The organism is Brachybacterium sp. GU-2 (assembly GCF_030866705.2).
GTDB lineage: Bacteria > Actinomycetota > Actinomycetes > Actinomycetales > Dermabacteraceae > Brachybacterium > Brachybacterium conglomeratum.
This window is the reverse complement of sequence record NZ_CP133037.2, coordinates 2,461,113-2,476,343: the sequence shown is the minus strand read 5'-3', so window position 1 is coordinate 2,476,343 and position 15,231 is coordinate 2,461,113. Positions and strand designations below refer to the sequence as shown.

12 protein-coding genes and 1 pseudogene are annotated in these 15,231 nt (G+C 72.6%); 3 read left to right on the top strand and 10 right to left on the bottom strand.

Features of this window, described 5'->3' with window-relative positions; genetic code table 11:
* Nucleotides 1-14 precede the first annotated feature (14 nt).
* Nucleotides 15-1,028: a hypothetical protein gene (locus RBL05_RS11295; RefSeq protein ID WP_308739396.1), complete on the bottom strand. Its 1,014-nt coding sequence runs from the start codon at nt 1,026-1,028 to the stop codon at nt 15-17.
* A 280-nt stretch (nt 1,029-1,308) separates the two neighbouring features.
* Here RBL05_RS11295 and RBL05_RS11290 point away from each other — a divergent pair, with 280 nt between their 5' ends.
* The gene (locus RBL05_RS11290) at nt 1,309-2,040 is read left to right on the top strand and encodes a GNAT family N-acetyltransferase (RefSeq protein ID WP_308739397.1); all 732 of its coding nucleotides are present in this window, start codon (nt 1,309-1,311) and stop codon (nt 2,038-2,040) included.
* A 312-nt stretch (nt 2,041-2,352) separates the two neighbouring features.
* Nucleotides 2,353-3,468, top strand: coding sequence for a PLP-dependent cysteine synthase family protein (locus tag RBL05_RS11285; protein WP_318603643.1), 1,116 nt, complete (start codon nt 2,353-2,355; stop codon nt 3,466-3,468).
* Between the two features lie 261 nt (nt 3,469-3,729).
* On the opposite strand, the gene RBL05_RS11280 is transcribed toward RBL05_RS11285, so the two are convergent.
* From RBL05_RS11280 to RBL05_RS11240, 9 genes and pseudogenes are all read right to left on the bottom strand, one after another.
* Nucleotides 3,730-5,136 (bottom strand): glycoside hydrolase family 32 protein, encoded by a 1,407-nt coding sequence (locus tag RBL05_RS11280; protein WP_308739399.1) that lies wholly within the window; start codon nt 5,134-5,136, stop codon nt 3,730-3,732.
* Between the two features lie 75 nt (nt 5,137-5,211).
* Nucleotides 5,212-6,032 (bottom strand): annotated as a pseudogene (locus RBL05_RS11275) (carbohydrate ABC transporter permease).
* A 52-nt stretch (nt 6,033-6,084) separates the two neighbouring features.
* On the bottom strand, nt 6,085-6,966 hold the full coding sequence (locus tag RBL05_RS11270; protein WP_308739400.1) for a carbohydrate ABC transporter permease: 882 nt from the start codon (nt 6,964-6,966) through the stop codon (nt 6,085-6,087).
* Nucleotides 6,963-8,351 carry an extracellular solute-binding protein gene (locus tag RBL05_RS11265; protein ID WP_308739401.1) on the bottom strand — a complete coding sequence of 463 codons (1,389 nt, stop codon included), beginning with the start codon at nt 8,349-8,351 and terminating at the stop codon, nt 6,963-6,965. The genes RBL05_RS11270 and RBL05_RS11265 overlap by 4 nt, the downstream gene beginning before the upstream one ends.
* 294 nt (nt 8,352-8,645) lie before the next feature.
* Nucleotides 8,646-9,707, bottom strand: a complete 1,062-nt coding sequence (locus tag RBL05_RS11260; RefSeq protein ID WP_308739402.1) for a LacI family DNA-binding transcriptional regulator — start codon at nt 9,705-9,707, stop codon at nt 8,646-8,648.
* Nucleotides 9,708-9,805: 98 nt separating this feature from the next.
* Nucleotides 9,806-10,657 carry an SDR family oxidoreductase gene (locus RBL05_RS11255; RefSeq protein WP_308739403.1) on the bottom strand — a complete coding sequence of 284 codons (852 nt, stop codon included), beginning with the start codon at nt 10,655-10,657 and terminating at the stop codon, nt 9,806-9,808.
* 89 nt (nt 10,658-10,746) lie between these two features.
* Entirely contained in the window at nt 10,747-12,201 is a 1,455-nt protein-coding gene (locus RBL05_RS11250; protein ID WP_308739404.1) for an MFS transporter, read from the bottom strand.
* A 63-nt stretch (nt 12,202-12,264) separates the two neighbouring features.
* Nucleotides 12,265-13,023 (bottom strand): IclR family transcriptional regulator, encoded by a 759-nt coding sequence (locus RBL05_RS11245; protein ID WP_308739405.1) that lies wholly within the window; start codon nt 13,021-13,023, stop codon nt 12,265-12,267.
* A gap of 19 nt (nt 13,024-13,042) precedes the next feature.
* Nucleotides 13,043-14,125, bottom strand: coding sequence for a D-2-hydroxyacid dehydrogenase (locus RBL05_RS11240; RefSeq protein ID WP_308739406.1), 1,083 nt, complete (start codon nt 14,123-14,125; stop codon nt 13,043-13,045).
* 112 nt (nt 14,126-14,237) lie between these two features.
* Between RBL05_RS11240 and RBL05_RS11235 the strand changes: the two genes are divergently transcribed.
* Nucleotides 14,238-15,146, top strand: a complete 909-nt coding sequence (locus RBL05_RS11235; RefSeq protein WP_308739407.1) for an NAD(P)-dependent oxidoreductase — start codon at nt 14,238-14,240, stop codon at nt 15,144-15,146.
* The last annotated feature ends 85 nt before the right edge of the window (nt 15,147-15,231 follow it).

The window sequence follows — 15,231 nt, the reverse complement described above, 5'->3', positions numbered from 1 at the left end:
CCGACGGTGTCAGGTCAGGCGGGCAGCTTCGTGGCGAGCACGACGTAGTTGCCGTAGCCGGGCTGCAGCGTGCCGTACCAGCTGCCGTCGCCGCCGCCGCCGGGGGTGCCGACGATCTCGCACAGCGCGTGCCGGCCGCCGTCGCGCAGCTCGCATCGCGCGTCGAGCTCCTCGGGCAGCGGACCCTCGGGGCTGTCGGCCATCATCACCGCGGTGACCATGGCGCCCTCGACCTCCTCCAGAGTGACCTCGCTCGGCACCGCCGCGCTCAGGCCGCCGATGCCCTGCGGGGCCTCGGCGACGGCGAGGCCGTCCGTGACGCCGACCTCGACGAGCAGCGAGGTCGCGCCGAACGCCGCGGGGACGAGGTGGACGACGGCGGTCTGCTCTCCCATGCCTCGGCCGTCGCCGGGCAGGACGCAGTCGGCGGTGTCGCCGGCGAGGGTCGCCGCGCCCTCGCAGGTCGCTCCGCTGCTCGCGAAGAACTCCTGGCCGGCGATGTCGGAGGCCTCCATGGACGTGGCCCCGCGGTGCTCGCCGTAGAGGTTCTGCACGACGAGATACCCGCTGCCGAGAGGAAGGCTCTCGGCAGAGTAGGTGCCGGCCCACGAGGCGGGCAGCTCTGCCGCGGACGGGCCCGGGGCGTCCTCGCCCTGGTCGTCGTCCTCACCCTGATCGTCGCCGCCCTGGCCCTGGTCGTCGCCGCTCTGGCCCTCGTCGCCCTGGTCCTGGTCGCCCTCGCCCTGGTCGCCCGCGGTCGTCACGATGCCGGAGGCGTTCCCCGCCGCGTCGTCCGCCGCCGCGCCGTCCTGCTCCGGCTCGGCCGGGGCCGGGATCGCGACCGCGGCCGGCTCCGGGTCCTCGGCGTCAGCCGCCTTGGGCGCGGCCGTGCCGCAGCCCGCCAGCAGCGCGCCGGCGGCGAGCAGCGCCGCGAGGGACGCTCCTCCGCGCCGCCGCGTGCCGCGGCGATCCCCTCGTGCCCCGTTGTCCCCCGACACCGCCGCGCCCACCCCTGCTGTCCTCGACATCCCGGCCTCCCCTGGGGTTCCCCGTCGCCGTGCGCTCCACAGCGGCCGTCCGGGTCGCGGTCGCGAGGACCGCTCGGCGATGACTTTACGATCTCTTTACCTCAATGACAACTCGCCTTGCATCACGAAAGGGTGGGCATCGCCCTCGTCGGCCGCGCCCCATCACCCCCGGGCCCCGCCGGCCCGCGCCGTTCACGTGGAGTGACAGAGCTGCGCACCCGATGCCCCGCCGGGAGTAGCGTGGCCCGGTCACGCCCGCTCCGCCGCACGAGGTCACCGCATGCCACTGGACGAACAGCCCCATGTCGGGAGCGCCGACGCCCCCTCGGACGCGGAGCATCCGGTGCTCGACAACCCCGCCTGGTCCTCGCTCACCGGCTCCCACCGCGAGCTCGCGATCGGCAACGAGCACGTGCTGCGCTATCCGGAGGACGTCTCCCCCTTCGTGGGAGTGCGCGACTGGGAGCACCCCGACGTGTGGGACGCGATCCTGGACGTGTTCGGGCACGACGCCGTGGTCTCCGTCTCGCACGCCGATCCGCTGCTGCCGGACGGCTGGGCGCCGGAGTTCCAGATCCCGGGCGTGCAGCTCGTCCAGACCGACCGTCTCGCCCCGCGCCCCGAGCCGGAGGCGGTCGAGCTCGGAGCGGCCGACGCCGACGAGATGCTCGCCCTGATCGCGCAGACCAGGCCCGGCCCCTTCGAGGCGCGCACGCACGAGATGGGCCGCTACGTGGGGATCCGGCGGGCCGGACAGCTGATCGCGATGGCCGGCGAGCGCCTCCACCCCGTGGGCTGGACCGAGATCAGCGCGGTCGCGGTCCATCCCGACCATCGCCGGCAGGGTCTCGCCTCCCGCCTCGTGCTCGACGTCGCCCACCACATCCAGCGCCGCGGTGACAGGGCGCTGCTGCACGCCTCCGCGGCGAACACCGCCGCGATCGCGGGCTACGAGAAGCTCGGCTTCGAACTGCGGCGCCGCCTCACCTTCGGGGCGCTGCGCACACCCTGAGCGGCAGCGCCGTTCTTCCGCCCGGCCGTCTCGCGCGGGTCCCGGACGGCCCACCAGCCTTGGAAGGGCTCGTGCGGCATGGGCGGTCCCGCCGCCCTTCGACAGGACGCGACCCCCGCCGACACGGTCGAGAAGCTGCGGGAGCAGAGCGGGACGCGGCCCGGCGACACCGGGGCAGTCGCCGGCCACGCCTGACCCCGCCCGCCGGCCCACCCGCCGCCTCGGCCGGCCGTGCCCGGGTCGTAGACCGACACAGGCGAAGATCCACCGCGCCCGTCCTGCCCCCGACACCCGACTCGGTACGGTCTCCCCATGACCATCGATGCGCGCTGGCCCGACCCCCTGCAGGACGTCGACCGCAGCGACGAGGACCTGCGGGCCTGGGTCGCCGAGCGGATCCACCGCCTGGACGCCGACGGGCGCCGCAGCGCCGACACCCACCTGGTGCGCCTGGACCTGCCCGAGGACTGGGACATCCATCTCTACCTCAAGGACGAGACGACCCACTCCTCCGGCAGCCTCAAGCACCGACTGGCCCGCTCGCTGTTCCTGTTCGCGCTGGTCAACGGCCAGCTGCGGCCGGGGATGCCGGTGGTCGAGGCGTCGTCGGGCTCGACCGCGGTGAGTGAGGCGCATGTGGCGCGGATGCTCGACATCCCCTTCGTCGCCGTGGTCCCGCGCGGCACGAGCGCGCGGAAGATCGCGCTGATCGAGTTCGCCGGCGGGCGGTGCCACGTCGTCGACGGCGCGGCGGACATGAGCCGGGAGGCGCAGCGCCTGGCCGATGAGCTCGGCGGGCTCTTCCTGGACCAGTTCACCCACGCCGAGCGCGCCACCGACTGGCGCGGCAACAACTCCATCGCCGTCAGCGCCCTCGCCCAGCTCGAGCTGGAGCCGCACCCGGTGCCGCGCTGGATCGTGGTCGGCGCCGGGACCGGCGGGACCAGCGCGACCTTCGGACGCCTGCTGCGCTACCGGTCCCTGCCCACCTCCCTGTGCGTCGCGGACGTGGAGAACTCCGCGTTCTTCCCCGGATGGGTGCAGGAGGATCCGCAGCTCACCACCGGGTCCGGCTCGCGGATCGAAGGCATCGGCCGCCCGCAGGTCGAGCCGAGCTTCGTGCCCGGGGTCGTGGACCGGATGATCCGGGTGCCGGATGCCGCCTCGGTCGCCGCGGCCCGACATCTCTCCGAGGTGCTCGGGCGGCGCGTCGGCGCCTCGACCGGCACGAACCTCATCGCCGCGGCGCAGCTGATCACGCAGATGCGCGAGAGGGGCGAGAGCGGCTCGGTGCTGACGCTGCTGTGCGATCCGGGCGACCGCTACACCGACACCTACTTCGACGACGACTGGGTCGCCGCGCAGGGCTGGGACCTCGCGCACTGGCGCGACGCGCTCACGAAGCTACTGCCGCTCGGGGTGCGCTGACACCCGGCCCACCCCGCCCGCGGAGGGCCAGGTCGCACTCAGCTCCAGGCACCCTGCAACCCTCAGCCCACAGCCCGCAGCCCGCAGCCCGCAGCCCGCAGCCCGCAGAGCATGGTCGACTACTGGCGCAGGGCGTACCTCTATGCCTATATAGGCATAGAGGTACGCCAGACGCCCGTGACCGACCATGCCACCGACGGTCCCGGGCCTCGGATCGGGGGAACCGGACCCGGCAGCGCTCGGGATGCCGCGGCGGGAGGCTCAGCGCCCGGGCAGCTCGAGCGCCCACGCCTCGGCGAGCGCTCCGCGCACGCGGACCCGATCGCCATCTGCCGGATAGAAGCGCAGAGTGCACGGGGACACCGCGTCCGGGAGGTGCTCGAGGAGGCTCGCGTCGAGGAACAGCGTCGCGGGTCCGTCATCGGCCGAGAGAACCTCGCGCGCAGTGCCGTCGGCCCCGAGGATCTCGACCGTGACGGCCCCGCGAGTGCGCACCTCGGCCCGCGCGGGAGTCTCGAGCAGGAGCTCGACAGTGCCGCCGGCCCCGGTGGCCCCGGGCACGTCGACGTCGTCCGCCGCCTCCAGCGGCAGCGCCTCGGCCCGCAGCGCGCGCAGCTCCGGGACCGGCGCGCTGCGCAGCTCCTCCCCGTCGAGCCGCAGCTCCCGCGGGAAGGTCAGCGCTCCGGCCCAGCCCTGGGCGTCGGTCTGCTCCTGGCTGCGCTGCTGCCCCTCCCATGACCAGCCCCACAGCAGCACCCGTCCGCCCTCGGCGTCGACGACGGCCTGGGGTGCGTAGAAGTCGGGACCGATGTCGACCTGCCCCCCGGCGGTCGGAGCGAAGCGCGGCGCGCCGTCCGGGCCGTCGACGAGGTCCCCCACCAGGTAGTCGACCTGGAGGGTGGAGCGCTCGTGGGTGGAAGGGTGCCCCCAGCGGGACAGCAGCAGCACCCAGCGCCCGCCGACGGGCACGAGCTGCGGGCACTCCCAGAGATCGGCGGGCGAGTGCTCGGCGGCGACAGGGTCGTCCCCGTGCAGCAGCGTGCCGACGAGCTCCCAGTTCTCGAGGTCCTCGCACGAGTACAGCAGCAGAGTCGGCACGAAGCGACCGCCCTCGCGCACCCCGGCGCCTTGGATCCCCCAGCGCTTCCCGCCGTAGGTGAACACGAAGGGGTCGCGGATCCCGATCAGTCCGGGCACCTCGGGCACCTCGGCGGCGACCACGCCGGTGCGGACCAGCTCGGTGCCGCTCTCATCGAGGCGGGTGACGAGCACGCGGGCGAGCTGGTTGTCGATCCCGTCGACCCCAGAGTAGACGAGAGTGGGGACGACGGGAGCACCGGGCCCGCCGGCGACAGTTCCGGCGGACAGCTCGGCACCCTCGGCGGCGCTCGCGTCGGGCGCGTGGTCGAGGAGTCCGACGCCGCTCCAGCAGCCGTCCTGGTCGGCCTCTCCCGGGCGGGGCACGGGGCCCAGCGGCTCCTCGCGCCAGCTCACCAGATCCGGGGAGGACATGTGGCCCCAGTGGATGAGCTCGTGCCGGGCAGAGTCTGGGTTGTACTGGAAGAAGACGTGCCAGCGCCCGTCGGCCGTGCGGTGGATGCCGTTGGGGTCGTTGATCCAGCCGCGCGGGTGGACACGGTGGAGGGCGGGCAGGTGGGGGTCCGTCATGGGGTGCTCGTTCCTGGTCGGGAGGGACATGAGGCGGGGAAGGTTCCGGATCGGGCCGGGATCAGGCAGGGCAGGTCATTTCGAGGACCCGGCGGTGAGGCCCTCTCGCAGATAGCGCTGTCCGAAGAGGAACACCACCACGGCGGGCACCATCGAGAGGATCACGCCTGCCAGCACGACCGAGATCGAACCCGTGCCGAGGTTCCCCTGGAGGGTCACGAGGCCGAGCGGCAGGGTGTAGTTCTGCTCGGAGATCATGAAGATCAGCGGGCGGAAGAACTCGTTCCAGTGGTAGTTGAAGGCGAGGACGCCCACGATCGCCATGCCGGACAGCGCCAGCGGCGCATAGATCGAGAAGAACGTGCGCCAGGGGCTCGCGCCGTCGAGCGCCGCGGCCTCCCCCAGCTCCAGTGGGAGGCCCAGGAAGTACTGGCGCATCAGGAAGGTCCCGAAGGCGGTGGGGATCGCGGGGAGGATCAGCGCGAGCAGCGTGTCGGAGAGCCCCATGCCGCGGATGATCATGAACACCGGCACGATCGTGACCTGCACCGGGACCATCATCGTCGACAGCACGATCGCGAACAGGGCGTTCTTTCCCCGGAACTCCATACGGGCGAAGACGTATCCCGCCATCGCGGCGGTGAGCATCTGCCCGATCGCGACGACGCCCGTGACCAGGGCGCTGTTGAGCACCAGCAGCGGCACCGCGATCTGTTCGAACACCGCGGTGTAGCTCGAGAAGTCCGGTGACGTGGGGAAGAAGCTCGGGGGAGGCTGAAGGACTCCGCGGCGGGCCGGAGCGAGGTGGTGAACGTCCACCACACCGGACCGAGGGTGAGCACGGCGGCGACGAACAGGGCGGAGTATTTGGCGAGGGCGGGCAGACGGCGTGTCATCGGGGGTCCTTCCGGACGGGGACAGGGGCGCTCGCGACGGCGGGAGCGCGGCTCACTGATAGAAGACGAAGCGTCGGGCGAGGCGGAACTGGGCGGCGGTGACGAGCATGATCAGGACCATGAGGACCAGGCCGATCGCGCTGGCACGCCCGAACTCGAGCTCGCGGAAGGCGCTCTCGTAGATGACCATCACGACCGTGCGGGTGGAGTCCCCGGGCCCGCCGCGCGTGAGCACGTAGGGCTGGTCGAAGACCTGCAGCGCGGAGATGATCGCCATCACCGAGGCCACCAGCACGGTGGGACTCACCAGCGGCAGGGTGAGATGGCGGAACTGGCGCCAGCCGGTCGCCCCGTCGATGGAGCCGGCCTCGTAGATCTCGGTGGGGATCGAGCTCAGGCCCCCGATGAACAGCAGGAACGAGAAGCCGAAGTTCTGCCACACGTACACCGCGATCACCACGACCATGGCCCACTGCGGGCTGGTCAGCCAGGGCACGGCCGGGATCCCCACCAGCGAGAGCAGCCAGTTGATGACGCCGTAGCTCTCGTTGAACAGGTACTTCATGAGGATCGAGACGCTCGCCGCGGACAGCACGAGGGGGAAGAAGAAGGTCGAGCGGAAGAACACTCGCAGCCACGGAGGCATCCGGGAGCTGACCAGCACGGCGAGCAGCATCGCGATGACGAGCTGGGCGGCGACCGCGACGATGACGAACACGGCGGTGTTCAGGAAGGAGATGCCGACGGTGCGGTCGGTGGCGAGGTCGGCGAAGTTCTCCAGCCCCACGAACTGCGGGGAGGTGATGATGTCCCAGCGGAAGAAGGCGAGAGCGAGCGAGCCGACGATCGGCAGCACCACGAAGATGCCGATGCCGAGCATCGTCGGGGCGAGGAAGAGCCAACGCAGCAGGGCGCTGTCGCGATCGGCGGTCATGAGGGGTCCTCCTCGGAGAAGACGGCGCGCAGGTCGGCGTCCAGAGCCGCGAGCGACCGCGCGACCTGGTCGGGGCCGCCGGACAGCGCGGTGGAGACATTGCGGATGAGCGCCGTCTCGACGGCGGCCTGCTGCGGCGGGGCGGGGATCGGACCGGTGGACGGGAAGCGGTCGAGGGTCTCGTAGAAGCGTGACCAGTGCTCCGGACCGATGCCGGTGTACAGGGAATCGTTCACCATCGAGCGCCGGGTCGGAGTGGTCGACGGGGTCGGGAAGGCGAGCTCCATCGCCTCCTTCGAGGCGGTGTACTTGATCCACTCCCAGGCCTGGTCCGGCTTGTCGGTGGTCTTCATGACCGCGTATCCGGCGCCTCCGAACTGGTGACGCTGGGACTTCCAGCGCGGGAAGAACTGCACGTCGTACTGCTCGGGACGCATGCCGCCCTCGGCGAGGCCCTGCACCCAGTAGCCGCCCGCGGGGGTGGTGCTGATGCGACCGGAGGCGAACAGGCCGACGAGGGTGTTGCCGCCGCCCTCCTCGGGACGCACGGCGAGGCCCTCGCCGACGAGGCCGCGCAGGTGCTCGAAGCTCTCGTGGACGCGGTCGTCGGTGGCATTGGAGCCGGTCCAGAGATAACCGCCGGAGCGCTGCTCGCCCGGATAGAAGATGGACCAGAAGTCCTCGCCGCCGCTCGCCCGCTCCTCGATCAGGAAGGAGGTGTCGTTGACGTAGAGCCAGGGCACGATCCCGCCGAAGAGACGATTGGTCCAGTAGTAGGGGGTGGCGTCGCCCTTCATCCCGCGCAGCAGCTCGGTGAAGTCGTCCTTCGTCCAGTCCTCCCCCGGCATCTCGAGCCCGTTGCGCTCGAGCACGTCGAGGTTGAGGTACATGTTCGCGGCGTTGAAGTCGAGCGGGAGCTGGTAGAGGGAGCCCTTGTACATGAAGGCCTCGATGAGGCTGGGGTGGACGTCCTCGAAGTAGTCCTTCATCTCCTCCGCGTCGCGGCGGAGGTAGTCGTCCAGCGGCAGCGCGAGGCGCTCGGCGAAGAGCTGCGCGCCTTCGGTCGCGGTGTAGACGATGTCGGGCTGGGTGCCGGAGGCGACCATCGTGAGGATCTTCGCGAAGAAGTCTCCCCAGTCGGTGGCCTGCACGGACTGGATCAGGACAGGGATGTCGGGGTGGGTCTCCATGAACGCATCGGCGATCGCCTGGCGACCGGCTGCGTCCTGGGAGGTGCCGAGGATCAGGATCGTCAGGGCGTCCTGGCCGCGGCCGGGGATGTCGGCGCCGGTGAGGCGGGGCCAGGCGGCGACGGTGCCCGCGAGGGCTGCCGCGCCGCCGGCGCCGAGGAGGGCGCGGCGGGTGAGGGTGGAGGGGCTGGCCATGCGGTCCTCTTCGTCGAGAGTCGGGACAGTCGAAGCGGGTTGAGGGAGGAGGTGCGAGTCGATGCGGCTGTCCGGCGTCATCGCCGACACACCGCTTTCACACGTGTCCAAGTCGTGCGAGACCAGTATGGAGCGCAGCTTTCACACGTGTCAACCCTGATCCCGCGTCAGCGCCCCGAAGCCATGACGCGGACCGGTTCGCCCAGCCCGGGACCAGCCCGGAGCCGGCCTAGACCCGGCCGGAGCACCACCGGTCCCACCTCGACCAGCCCGCGCAGCGGACGTCGAGCGAGGTCAGCGCTCGCGAGCGATCCCCACCGACTCCCGCTCGACGAGCGGGCACTCGACGACCACGAGACCCGCATCGTCGCCCGCCGCCTCGCCCTCCAGTCGCGCGAACAGCGCACCCATCGCCCGGCGTCCCATCTCCTCGTGGGGCAGGGCGATCGTCGTGAGCTTCGGAACGAGCCGCTCGGCGAAGAAGTCCTCGTCATCGAAGCCGATCACCGAGAGATCCCCCGGAACGGCGATGCCCGCCGCGGCCGCGGCCTGGAGCACCCCGGCAGCGACCCGGTCACGGATGCAGAACACACCCGTCGGCGGGTCCTCCCCCGCGAACAGCCGGGCGGCGGCCCGGTAGCCATCGTCGATCTGCCACCCCGCCTTCACTATCCGCGGTTCGAGGCCTGCGTCCGCCAGCTCGTCACGAAAGCCGGCCTCGCGCTCGAGAACGGCCACGGAGCGATCGTCGCCGGAGAGCATGGCGATACGCCGATGACCGGTCTCGATCAGGCGACGAGCAGCACGTCGGGCGCCGCCGTAGTCGTCGGGCACGAAGGTGGGCGGCAGCTCGGCACTCTCGCCGCGCTCGTCCGCCCCGGGCGGCACCGGTTCGTGGTTCGCCAGCACCAGCGGGATCCCCGGCGGCACGACGGGGAGGGGGCCCCTCATGCGGCCCATGGTCGCGTAGAGCAGTCCGTCCACCTGGCGCTCGGCAAGGAGGCGAGCGGCATCCTCGACGGTGTGGTCGCGCAGCGAGAGGTCCACGGTGATCACGAGGTGATCGTGCCGGGCGGCGACCATCGAGGCGGCGCGCGCCATACGGCCGGCGAAGGGCGAGGTCGCGATCTCGTCGGTGATGAGACCGATCGTGCGCGAGCGACGCTCCTTGAGGGAGATCGCGAGGGCCGAGCGGGTGTAGCCGAGCTCGGCGGCGGCGGCGAGCACGCGCTGCTGGGTGGCCGCGGCGACCGTCCCCTCCACACGTCCGTTGAGCACCATCGAGACGGTGGCCCGCGAGACGCCCGCACGCGCCGCGACGTCGGCGGAGGTGGGGCGACGGGACGAGGAGCTCACAGCTCGTAGGGTACGCGGCTCCTCCGACCGGCGGCGGGGCGGCGCCTGCAGCTCCTTCCCCGCGTTCCCGGCCAGTCGTCGTGTGCCCGCCCGGCGGCTCACACCACCGCGGTCATCCCGCCGTCGACGTGGAGGGTCTGGCCGTTGACGAAGCGGCTCGCGTCGGAGGCGAGGAACACCAGTGGGCCGATGAGGTCCTCGACGTCGCCCCAGTGCCCGTCGGGAGTGCGGCGGGCGACCCAGGCGGAGAACTCCTCGTCCTCGACCAGGGCCTTGGTGAGCTCGGTGGCGAAGTAGCCGGGGGCGAGGGTGTTGACCTGGATGCCGTGCGGGGCGAGGTCCGCGGCGAGGCCCTTGGTGAACATCGCGATCCAGCCCTTGGTCGCGCTGTACGCGGCGATGGAGGGGCGGGCGAGCTGGGACTGGACCGAGCCGATCTGCACGATCTTCCCGCTGCCGCGCGCGATCATGCCGCGGGCGACGCGGCGGGCGCAGTAGAAGGCGGCGGAGAGGTTCGTGGCCAGCAGCGCGTCCCAGTCCTCGTCGGCGAACTCCGCGATCGGCGCCCGACGCTGGATGCCGGCGTTGTTGACCAGCACGTCCGGGGTGCCGTGCGCGGCCTCGATCGCGGTGAGCGCCGCGTCGACGGCGGCGGGGTCGGTGACGTCGAAGCCGGCCGAGAGGACCTCCGGCACCTCGCCGGCCCCGCCCGGGGCCTCGTCGCCGACGGCGGTCCCGTCGGCGGTGGTCGACCCGTCGGCCGCGCCCGCGCGCTCGGCGACGACGGCGGCGATCTCCTCGGCCGCGGCAGCAGCGCGCCCCGCGTCCCGGCCGTGGACGATCACCCGCGCCCCGGCCCGGACCAGACCGGTGGCGAGCGCACGGCCGATGCCGCGGGTGGAACCGGTCACCAGAGCGGTGCGGCCGGTGAGGTCGAACAGGTCGGACACGATGTCTCTCCTTCGTGCGGGACGTGCGGGGGCGTGGTCGGACGAGGAGGCCCGGGCCGTGGAGCGGGCCCGGGCCTCCTCGGAGGATCTCAGGCCGGTGCGGGGCGCGACGTCTCGTCCGCGCCGCCGGAGCCGGGGACGACGGCCGCCTCGGCCTCGTAGGCGGAGTCCTTCTCGGTGGTGGACAGCCGGATCGCGTCCTCGGTGCGCAGCAGGTCGCGGCCGCGGGTCTCGGGGACCAGGAAGGTGGAGGCGGTGGTGATCGCGGCGAGGGTCGCCATGTACAGGCCCAGCACGATCCAGTTGCCGTCGGTCCAGGCCATCAGGGAGGCGCCGAGCACGCCGGCGAGACCGCCGGCCAGCACTGCGGAGAGCTCGCGGGCCATCGCGACGCCGAGATAGCGGTGGCGGTTGCCGAAGAGCTCGGGGAGCATCGCGCACTGCGGGCCGAGCATGGAGTTCACGGCCACGCCGATGCCGATCGCGACCACGGCGATCGAGAGGCCGGTGCTGCCCAGCGACAGCATCCACCAGGCCGGGAAGCTGTACAGCAGCATGAACACGGCGCCGAAGCGGTAGACGGGAACTCGGCCCACCTTGTCGGAGAGCGCGCCGGTCAGCGGCACGGAGAAGACGCCGATGAGGCTGCCGAGTGTCACGCCCCAGGCGACGGAGCCGCGGTCCAGGCCGATCGCGGCGGAGGTGACGAAGGCGAGGGAGACGGACTGGAAGAGGTAGGAGCCGCCGTTCTCGGCCATGCGCAGGCCGATGCCGGTGACGACGCCCGGCAGGCCCTTGGTGAAGATGTCGCGCAGCGGCCGCTCGGCGGTCTGCTCGCGCTTCTCGAGGTGGACGAAGGTGGGGGTCTCCTCGAGCTTCGCCCGGATCCACAGCGCCACCAGGATCAGCACCACGGAGGCGAGGAACGGCAGGCGCCAGCCCCAGGAGAGGAACTGCTCCTCGGGCAGCAGCGTCAGGGCGGAGAAGGCGAGGCCGGCCAGCAGGGTGCCGGCCTGGATGCCGACGAAGGGCAGGGCGGAGAAGAAGCCGCGCCGCTTCACGGGGGCGTACTCGGCCATCAGCACGGTGGAGCCGGCCTGTTCGGCGCCTGCGCCGAAGCCCTGGGCGAGCCGCAGGATCACGAGCAGCGCGGGGGCGAGGGCGCCGACGGACTCGTAGGTGGGCAGCACGCCGATCAGCATGGACGAGCCGCCCATCAGCACGATCGTGGTGACGAGCACGAAGCGTCGGCCGACCTTGTCGCCGAGCATGCCGAAGACGAGCCCGCCGATGGGGCGGGCCGCGAAGCCGACGCCGTAGACGCCGAAGGCGGCGATGAGCGCCATCGCGGGGTTCGACTGGTCGAAGAACAGCTGGTTGAAGACCAGGGCGGTCATCAGGCCGTACATCGCGAAGTCGAAGTACTCCAGCGCGCTGCCGACGCTCGAGGAGAGCGTGGCCCGGCGCAGGTTCGCCTGGTACTCGCGGTCCGCGTCCGCGGCGACCGCATCCGGCGGGGTCGTGGGGTGGGGGGTGGAGCTCATGGGACATCTCCTTCGATGGCTCAGAGAGGGGCCGACGGGCCCCGGGGGCGTTCTTGCGCCGGGTCAGCCGGCGGGTCGGAGGAACGGGTTGGTGAGCTGGGCGGCGACGCCGAGGGAGGCGCGGCCGAGGCGCTCGATGGTCTGCTCGTCGGCCTCCGCGGCGGGGAGTGCGACGCCGAGGGCGAGGGGCGGGTCGGTGGGTCGCCAGGGCTCCAGCGGCACGGCCACGCCCCAGATCCCGGACAGCCCGCGGCCGGGGTCGACGGACCAGCCGCGTTCGCGGGTCTCGGTGATCTGGGTGCGGATCTGCTCCGCGGACGGCAGGTCGGGCGCCTCGGTGCGGGCGATGGCCTCGTCGATGCGGGCGTCGTCCAGCCGCGAGAGCATCGCGAGCCCTGCGCCGGTGGTGACGGCCGCGAGGCGGGAGCCGAGCGGGGTGCCGAGCCGGTGGGCGCGGCCCTCGTGCCGGGCGAGGTAGAGGGAGTACTCCCCGTCGAGCATCGCGACCTGCACCACCTCCCCGCGCAGCACCGGGTCGTTCTCGACGACGCCGTAGAACTCGCGGATCTGGTTGAACTCGTGGGCGAAGGCGCCGCCGAGCTCGGCGGTGCGTCGGCCCAGGCGGTACCCGGCCTCGACGCGGCGGATCATCCCGCCGTCCTCGAGGACGGCGCAGATGTTGGAGGTGGAGGACTTCGCGGCGCCGAGGGCGCGGGCGAGGTCGGAGAGGGTCAGCGGGGCGCCGCCCGACTGCTCGAGCAGCTCGAGCACGCGCAGCGCGCGGGTGACGGCGGGGGCGGGATCGCGGGCGGTGTCGTTCATCGTCTCGGCCTCCCCCGGCTCAGTAGAACTCGACGGTGTCGACCCGGTTGGCGAGCTCCTCGCCGTGCAGGAAGCGGCGGAGGTTCTCGATGAACTGGGCGACGATCCGCTCCTCCTCGCGCCGGTCGAGCGCCGCGGTGTGCGGGCTGATCAGCACGTTCGGGTGGTCCCAGAGGGGACTGTCGGCCGTGAGCGGCTCGCGGGCGACGACGTCGAGGGCGGCGAAGCCGATCCGGCCGGTCTCGAGGGCGTCCAGCAGCGCCGGCTCGTCGACGACGGTGCCGCGGCCGACGTTGACCAGGATCGTCCCGGGCCGCACGGCGCCGAGCACCTCCTGGCCGACGAGGCCGACGGTGGCGTCGGTGCCGGGCAGGGTCACGACGATCGCGTCGGCGTCGCCGGCCGCGCTCGCGAGGTCCTCGATCGGGACGAGCTCGTCGACGCCCTCCACGGGGGCGCCGGAGCGGGTGGTGCCCAGCACGGTCGCGCCGACGGCGTGGAACAGGGCCGCGCAGGCCTTCCCGATCCCGCCGAGGCCGACGACGAGCACCCGCATGGTGTCCAGCTGGCGCATCTCCCAGCGCGGGGACCAGTCGTGGTCGCGCTGCTGGGCGAGGAGGCGGGGCAGGGTCTTCGCGCCGGCGAGCACGCCGAGCAGGGCGAACTCGGCCAGCGGGCCGCCATGGGTGCCGGCGCTGGTGGTGACGGCGATGCGCTCGAGCTGCTCGGGCGCGAGGCCCGCGGCGCGCAGCTGGGAGCCGCCGCCGGCGGCCATGGTCATCACCCAGCGCAGGCGCGGGTTGGCGCTCGCGGTGCGGGCGAGCTGGGAGGGGTCGACGTCGGGGAGCGAGAAGAGCACGTCGGCGCTGTCGACCATCTCCTCGAAGCGGCGCTGCTGCTCCGCGGTGCGCTGGTGGGCGGGGTCGCCGTCCCAGTCGGCCGGGAAGCGGCGGGGGCGGTAGAGCTCGTGGTCGCGGACCACCTCGACGCGGGGCTCGGCCTGCTCGATGCGGGCGCAGAGCTCCTCGGGGAGGTCCACGCCGATCACGACGCGGGGGCGGGCGGCATCGGCGGGGGCCGGCTGCTCGGGGGTGGTCGTCATCGACGCTCCTTCGCTCGGACGGGGACGGTCTGCGGTGACTGCGGGGCGAGCGTACCCCAGATTCAGAGGAGTGAACAGTGTCCACTCCAGTGGACTGCCGTAGTCTGTCGCCATGCGAATCGACGACGCTTCCTCCACGCCCTGGCCCGCCCGCGCACGCCTGGGGGTGATTGGCCTGGGCTCGATGGGAGAGCCGATGGCCGGCCACCTGCTCGCCGCGCACGGCGCCCTCGTGATCCACTCCCGCAGCCGCAGGGAGTCGCTGATCGAGGCCGGTGCGATCTGGGCGGACACCCCTCGCGAGCTGGCCGAGCAGGTCGATGCCGTGCTCGTGATGCTCCCTGATCTGCCCCAGCTCGCCTCGATGCTCGAGGGCCCGGACTCACTGCTCGCCGCGGGTACGGAGCTGCTGCTCATGATCGGCTCGACGAGCTCCCCGCGCGGGGTGCGCGAGCTCGCGGACCGGCTGGTCGGCGAGTGGGGCGGCCGGGTGCGCCTCGTGGACGTGCCGGTCTCCGGCGGGGAGGCCGGGGCGCGGGCGGGGACGCTGTCGATCATGGCCGGCGGCGAGTCGGCCGACGTCGAGCGGGCGCGCACGCTGCTGGCCCCCTGCGGGACGGTGCGCCACCTCGGCCCGCTCGGAGCGGGCGAGGTCGCGAAGGCGTGCAACCAGATGATCGTCGGCGCGACGATGATGGCGATCGCCGAGGCGACCGTCCTCGCCGAACGCAGCGGCATCGCCCCGGCGGACCTGCTCGAGGTGCTCTCGGGCGGCTACGCGGGCTCGACGCTGCTGGCGGACAAGCGCGACAAGCTCGTCGCCGGCGACTACTCCCCCGGCGGCATCGCCGCGTACATGACCAAGGACCTCGGCTTCGCGGCCGACGTCGCCGAGGACACCGGCACCTCCCCCGCCCTGCTCGGTGCGCTGCGGGGCGCGTACGACGAGCTGGTCGCGGCGGGGCTCGGCGAGGAGGACCTGTCGGTGGCACGGCGCTTCGTCGCCGAGCGCGGCGCCTGACATCTCTCGCAGCTTAGGCAAGCCCCGAGGCCCATGCGATCTTCGTCGGCCTCGCCCACAACCCGAAGGTCGCGGCGCTCTGCGA

Bases quoted from the DNA above. Each gene is read 5' to 3' on its own strand.
- RBL05_RS11295 (WP_308739396.1), bottom strand. From the start codon at position 1,028: ATGTCGAGGACAGCAGGGGTGGGCGCGGCGGTGTCGGGGGACAACGGG.
- RBL05_RS11290 (WP_308739397.1), top strand. From the start codon at position 1,309: ATGCCACTGGACGAACAGCCCCATGTCGGGAGCGCCGACGCCCCCTCG.
- RBL05_RS11285 (WP_318603643.1), top strand. From the start codon at position 2,353: ATGACCATCGATGCGCGCTGGCCCGACCCCCTGCAGGACGTCGACCGC.
- RBL05_RS11280 (WP_308739399.1), bottom strand. From the start codon at position 5,136: ATGACGGACCCCCACCTGCCCGCCCTCCACCGTGTCCACCCGCGCGGC.
- RBL05_RS11270 (WP_308739400.1), bottom strand. From the start codon at position 6,966: ATGACCGCCGATCGCGACAGCGCCCTGCTGCGTTGGCTCTTCCTCGCC.
- RBL05_RS11265 (WP_308739401.1), bottom strand. From the start codon at position 8,351: ATGGCCAGCCCCTCCACCCTCACCCGCCGCGCCCTCCTCGGCGCCGGC.
- RBL05_RS11250 (WP_308739404.1), bottom strand. From the start codon at position 12,201: ATGAGCTCCACCCCCCACCCCACGACCCCGCCGGATGCGGTCGCCGCG.
- RBL05_RS11245 (WP_308739405.1), bottom strand. From the start codon at position 13,023: ATGAACGACACCGCCCGCGATCCCGCCCCCGCCGTCACCCGCGCGCTG.
- RBL05_RS11240 (WP_308739406.1), bottom strand. From the start codon at position 14,125: ATGACGACCACCCCCGAGCAGCCGGCCCCCGCCGATGCCGCCCGCCCC.
- RBL05_RS11235 (WP_308739407.1), top strand. From the start codon at position 14,238: ATGCGAATCGACGACGCTTCCTCCACGCCCTGGCCCGCCCGCGCACGC.